This is a genomic window from Kitasatospora sp. NPDC092039, from assembly GCF_044756065.1.
Classification (GTDB): domain Bacteria; phylum Actinomycetota; class Actinomycetes; order Streptomycetales; family Streptomycetaceae; genus Kitasatospora.
Genome location: NZ_JBIVSD010000051.1, coordinates 1 through 4,187 on the forward strand (window position 1 = coordinate 1; position 4,187 = coordinate 4,187).

Consider the following 4,187-nt stretch of genomic DNA (forward strand, 5'->3'; position numbering starts at 1 on the left):
GACCCTGTGGGAGAGTAGGACGCCGCCGAACAATCATTGCTGAAGAACCCCCATCCGGGACCCCGGATGGGGGTTCTTCGCGTTTCCGGGCCGACGCTCTATTCGTCGGACTCGGAGCCCGCTCCGGAGTCGGACTCGGAATCGGACTGCGTCCCGGGCCGGGGCTGTTCGGTGGCTCCCTGTCCCTGGGCCTGGGCCGGCTTCTGGGCATCGGGCCGGGGCGCATGGGGTGCCTCCGACGCCTGACCGGATGCCTGACTCGACGCCTGACTCGACGCCTGGTCCGAGGGCTGGTCGGAAGGCCGCTCCGACGGGGCGGCCGACGCCTGGGCCGTGGCCTGAGCTTGTTCGGCAGGAGCCGCCGTGCCGTCCGCCGTTCCCCAGGCCGGCCGGCTGAGCCACTTGTCCGCGCTGTCGGTGAGACGGACGACGCCCGTACCGTCCGGTCGCATGCTGTAGAGGTCGGCTCCGGCGCCCGCGGGGGCCTGGGCGAAGACGATGGACTTGCCGTCCGGCGCGTAGGCGGCCGTGCCGTAGAAGGCGTCCGAGGGCGCGGGGGTCAGGGCGCCGATGGCGCTGCCGTCGGGGTGGACGGTGTAGATCCCGCCGCCGGGGGCGTTGTCGGGGCCGGCCGGGTAGGTGGTGAAGAGGATCTGGGTGCCGTCGGGGGACCAGTCCGCCCGGTCGCCGGCGCGCAGTTCCCAGGGGGTGAGCTGGCGCAGCCCGGTGCCGTCCGCGTTGACGACGTAGATGGCGCGGCTGTTGGCGGGCTGCCCGGTGGCGCTGGTCCGGTACTCGAAGGTCAGCTGCTTGCCGTCGGGGGACCAGCTGGGGTTGCTGACCGCGCCGGAGTAGGGCTTGTCGTTGGTGAGGAAGGTGAGCCGCTGGACGTCGGTGCCCTCGGGGCTCATCAGGTAGAGGTCCGAGTACTGGATCTGGTGGCTGCCGGCCGCGTCCACGGCGCCCCACGAACGGCTGAAGGCGACCTGCTTGCCGTTCGGGGAGAAGGCGGGGGCGCGCTCGTCCTCGTTGGCGCAGTCGGCGGTGCCGCTCTCGCACAGCGGGCTGACCTGGTGCTCGGTGCCGCCGCCGGCGGGGACGGTCCAGAGCCGGGCGGCGCCGGTCTGCGGGTCGGTGCGGTCGAAGGCGATGGTGGTCCCGTCGGGGGACCAGTCCGGGCGGTCGTCGAGGGTGCGGTCCGGTGGTTGGGTGACCTGGTGCTGGCCGGTGCCGTCGGGGGCGAAGGTGACGATCGCGCTGCTGGTGCGGGAGGCGTCGGTGTAGGCGCGGCTGACGATCAGACCGTTGTGCAGGGCGGTCGCGGGCGCTCCGGCGGCCGCGCCGATCACACCGGGGGTCGCGCCGGGGGCCGCGGCGGGTGTCGCCTCGGGGGTGGCGCTGGGGACTTCCGGCCGGATCTCCGAGAGCGGGATCTCCCCGGGTTCGGCCCCGCAGCCGGTGAGCAGGGTGCCCAGGAGCAGAAGGCCCGCACCGGCGCTCGCGCGGGTGCGGGCCCTGCCCGTTGGTGACTGCCGTGTTCCGGTGGTGATCCGTGCCATCTCCGCCTCCGAGCCTTCGACCACTCCGACGTGTGCCCCCGTCGCGGATTCAGGACGAAGGCCCCTGAAAGGAGCTGTCACTGTGTCAGACGGGGGCGTCCACGGCCGGGCGACACGCGACGGAACGCGCTCGCTCGATCGCACGGAGTAGGTGCGGCGGACGGAGCGGAGGAGTCAGTCCCGGGCGGCGCGGCGCTCGGCCTTGGCGAGGGACTCCGCCTCGTCCTCGGCCTCGGCGACCTCCAGGGTGGGCGCGGTGCCGCCGAGGTGGGCGGGCAGCCACCAGCTGTCGTCCGGGCCGGAGGGCTTGCCGGGGTACTCGCGCTGGGCCTTGTCGAGCATCTCGCTCATGGCGGCGCGCAGCCGCCGGGTGACCATCACGGGCTTGTCGTCCGGCCCGAGGTGGATCGGTTCGCCGATCATGATGGTGACCGGGACGTGCCGCTTGGTGAGGGTCTTCGGGCGGCCCTTGGTCCAGAGCTGCTGGGTGCCCCAGAGCACCACGGGCAGCAGCGGGGCGCCGGAGTCGGCGGCCATCCGGGCGGCGCCGGTCTTGAACTTCTTCAGCATGAACGAGCGGCTGATGGTCGCCTCGGGGAACACCCCCACCACCTCGCCGGACTTGAGGGCGCGCACGGCGGCCTCGTACGCGGGCTGGCCGTCGGTGCGGTCCACCGGGATGTGCTTCATGCCGCGCATCAGCGGGCCGGAGATCCGATGCCTGAAGACGTCGTCCTTGGCCATGAAGCGGGTCTTGCGCTTGCCGCCGCGGTACGCGCCGAGGCCCGCGAAGAGGAAGTCCAGGTAACTGATGTGGTTGCTGACCAGGACCGCTCCCCCCCTGGCGGGGATGTGTTCGGCGCCCACGATCTTGATCCGCACGTCGAGCGCGCGGAAGGCGGTGAGTGCGGCGCCGATCACCGGCGGGTACACGAACTCTGCCACGGTCAGTCCTGACTTCCACGGGCCGGAGCCCGGTTCGGCGGGTACCCGCTCCGTTGCGCGGGCGGTGCCGACCGGAGCACGGCACGCCGCGGCGGTCACGGGTGATTCACGGAGATGATCCCCCGAACGAGTGCCCTCTGTCACCTGAGGCGTGCGGTCAAGCGAATTTTGGCGGTGTGACGTCCGTGATGAATTCGAACGGGAACTTTTCCGAGCTCCCGGGTCAGGCGCGGGCGGTGAGGCGGCCCTGGGCGCGCCGGACCAGCGGGTAGAGCTCGCAGCCCACGCAGTAGCCGAACGCGGCGTTGCCGAAGGCGGCGGCGAGGGCGGCCGAGCCGGCCAGCACGCCGAGCCAGGTCACGTCGGCGCAGTAGCCGAGGGCGCCGACCGCGGCGAACACCGCGAGGACGCCCTGGTCGAAGCGGAGCGGCCGTTCGTCCTCGGTCGCCGAGGGCGGCGCGAGCCGGGGGAGCACCAGCAGTTGGAACAGCCGGACGTAGGGGGCCAGGCGCAGGCCGCCGAAGGCGCCGAGCGCGAAGACCAGCGTCTGGGCGGCCAGCAGGGGGCAGTTGCCGGTGCGCAGGACGACGGCGAGGACGATCGAGCTGAGCGCTGCGGCTAAGCGGGGGCCGCGGGTATCGGTCTGCAACGGGGGCTCCGGGGGTCGCGACGGGCAGCGGCAGCGGTGGGGCGTCAGCGTCGTCGGTGGACGGAGGCCCGGGCCGGGCCGATGACGCGTCGGCGGGCCGGAAGCGGCGTTGGGCGACAGTCGGAGTCCACCGGCCGATCGTACGCGGCCCGGACCCGGCGGTCGACCGGGTTTCGGGCCCCGCCGGCGCTGCCGCAGACTGGGGGGATGAGTCGCCCCGCGGTGTGCGTTGTGGTGGCTCGACGGCGGCCGGGACCGGTCGACGCGGGCCGGGAACGACGGGAGGGTCGGGGTTGAGCACCGAGGACGGGGCGGTACGGCTGACGGAGGCCGAGCTGGGCGGGCCGCTCGGCGCGCGGGCGACGCTGGTGCAGTTCTCGACGGCGTTCTGCCAGCCGTGTCGGGCCACCCGGCGGGTGCTCTCCGAGGTGGCCGGGATGGTCGACGGGGTCGAGCACGTCGAGGTGGACGCCGAGGAGCGGCTGGAGCTGGTCCGTCGGCTGGAGGTCCGGCGGACGCCGACCGTCCTGGTGCTGGACGGGGCGGGCCGGGTGGTGCGGCGGGCGGCGGGCCAGCCGCGCAGGGTGGACGTGATCGCGGCGCTCGGCCGCGTGGTGTGAGGCGGGTGCGAGTCCCCGGTGGGAGCCCCGGTGTGAGCGATCCGGCCGCACTTGTTCCGCCCCGTCGGGTGGAGTCGGTGCCGGGCTGGGGCAGGATGGGCGCAGGCGGCGGGAGCAGCCGCACGGCATAAGCTACTGGCCAGTAGTGACCACTGCGCTCTGGCGAGTATGCTGCCAGGAAGTTCCGGACCGGCACGGGAATTCGCTGCCCGGAGCGGGTGCGTGCCGTGTTCGCGCCCGCTTGCACCGCCGCAGCCGCCGGACGAGACCAGTACAGGAGACAAGGCCGTGAGCTTGAGGATCGTTGTCTGTGTGAAGTACGTGCCGGACGCGACGGGTGACCGTCGTTTCGCGGACGACCACACCACCGACCGGGAGGGTGTGGACGGCCTCCTGTCGGAGCTCGACGAGTAC

4 protein-coding genes and 1 pseudogene are annotated in these 4,187 nt (G+C 73.1%); 2 read left to right on the forward strand and 3 right to left on the reverse strand.

Features of this window, described 5'->3' with window-relative positions:
* Positions 1-98: 98 nt before the first annotated feature.
* From ACIQI7_RS38870 to ACIQI7_RS38880, 3 genes are all read right to left on the reverse strand, one after another.
* On the reverse strand, positions 99-1,559 hold the full coding sequence (locus ACIQI7_RS38870; protein ID WP_401119584.1) for a TolB family protein: 1,461 nt from the start codon (positions 1,557-1,559) through the stop codon (positions 99-101).
* A gap of 174 nt (positions 1,560-1,733) precedes the next feature.
* The gene (locus tag ACIQI7_RS38875; protein WP_401119586.1) at positions 1,734-2,504 is read right to left on the reverse strand and encodes a lysophospholipid acyltransferase family protein; all 771 of its coding nucleotides are present in this window, start codon (positions 2,502-2,504) and stop codon (positions 1,734-1,736) included.
* A 223-nt stretch (positions 2,505-2,727) separates the two neighbouring features.
* Entirely contained in the window at positions 2,728-3,153 is a 426-nt protein-coding gene (locus ACIQI7_RS38880) for a DUF4395 domain-containing protein (RefSeq protein ID WP_401119588.1), read from the reverse strand.
* Positions 3,154-3,446: 293 nt separating this feature from the next.
* Here ACIQI7_RS38880 and ACIQI7_RS38885 point away from each other — a divergent pair, with 293 nt between their 5' ends.
* Complete coding sequence (locus ACIQI7_RS38885; protein WP_401119590.1) at positions 3,447-3,773, forward strand: thioredoxin family protein; 327 nt, start codon at positions 3,447-3,449, stop codon at positions 3,771-3,773.
* A gap of 288 nt (positions 3,774-4,061) precedes the next feature.
* Positions 4,062-4,187, forward strand: a pseudogene (locus ACIQI7_RS38890) (electron transfer flavoprotein subunit beta); the annotation flags it as partial.

Coding starts and splice junctions, on each gene's coding strand:
- ACIQI7_RS38870 (WP_401119584.1), bottom strand. CDS start 1,559: ATGGCACGGATCACCACCGGAACACGGCAGTCACCAACGGGCAGGGCC.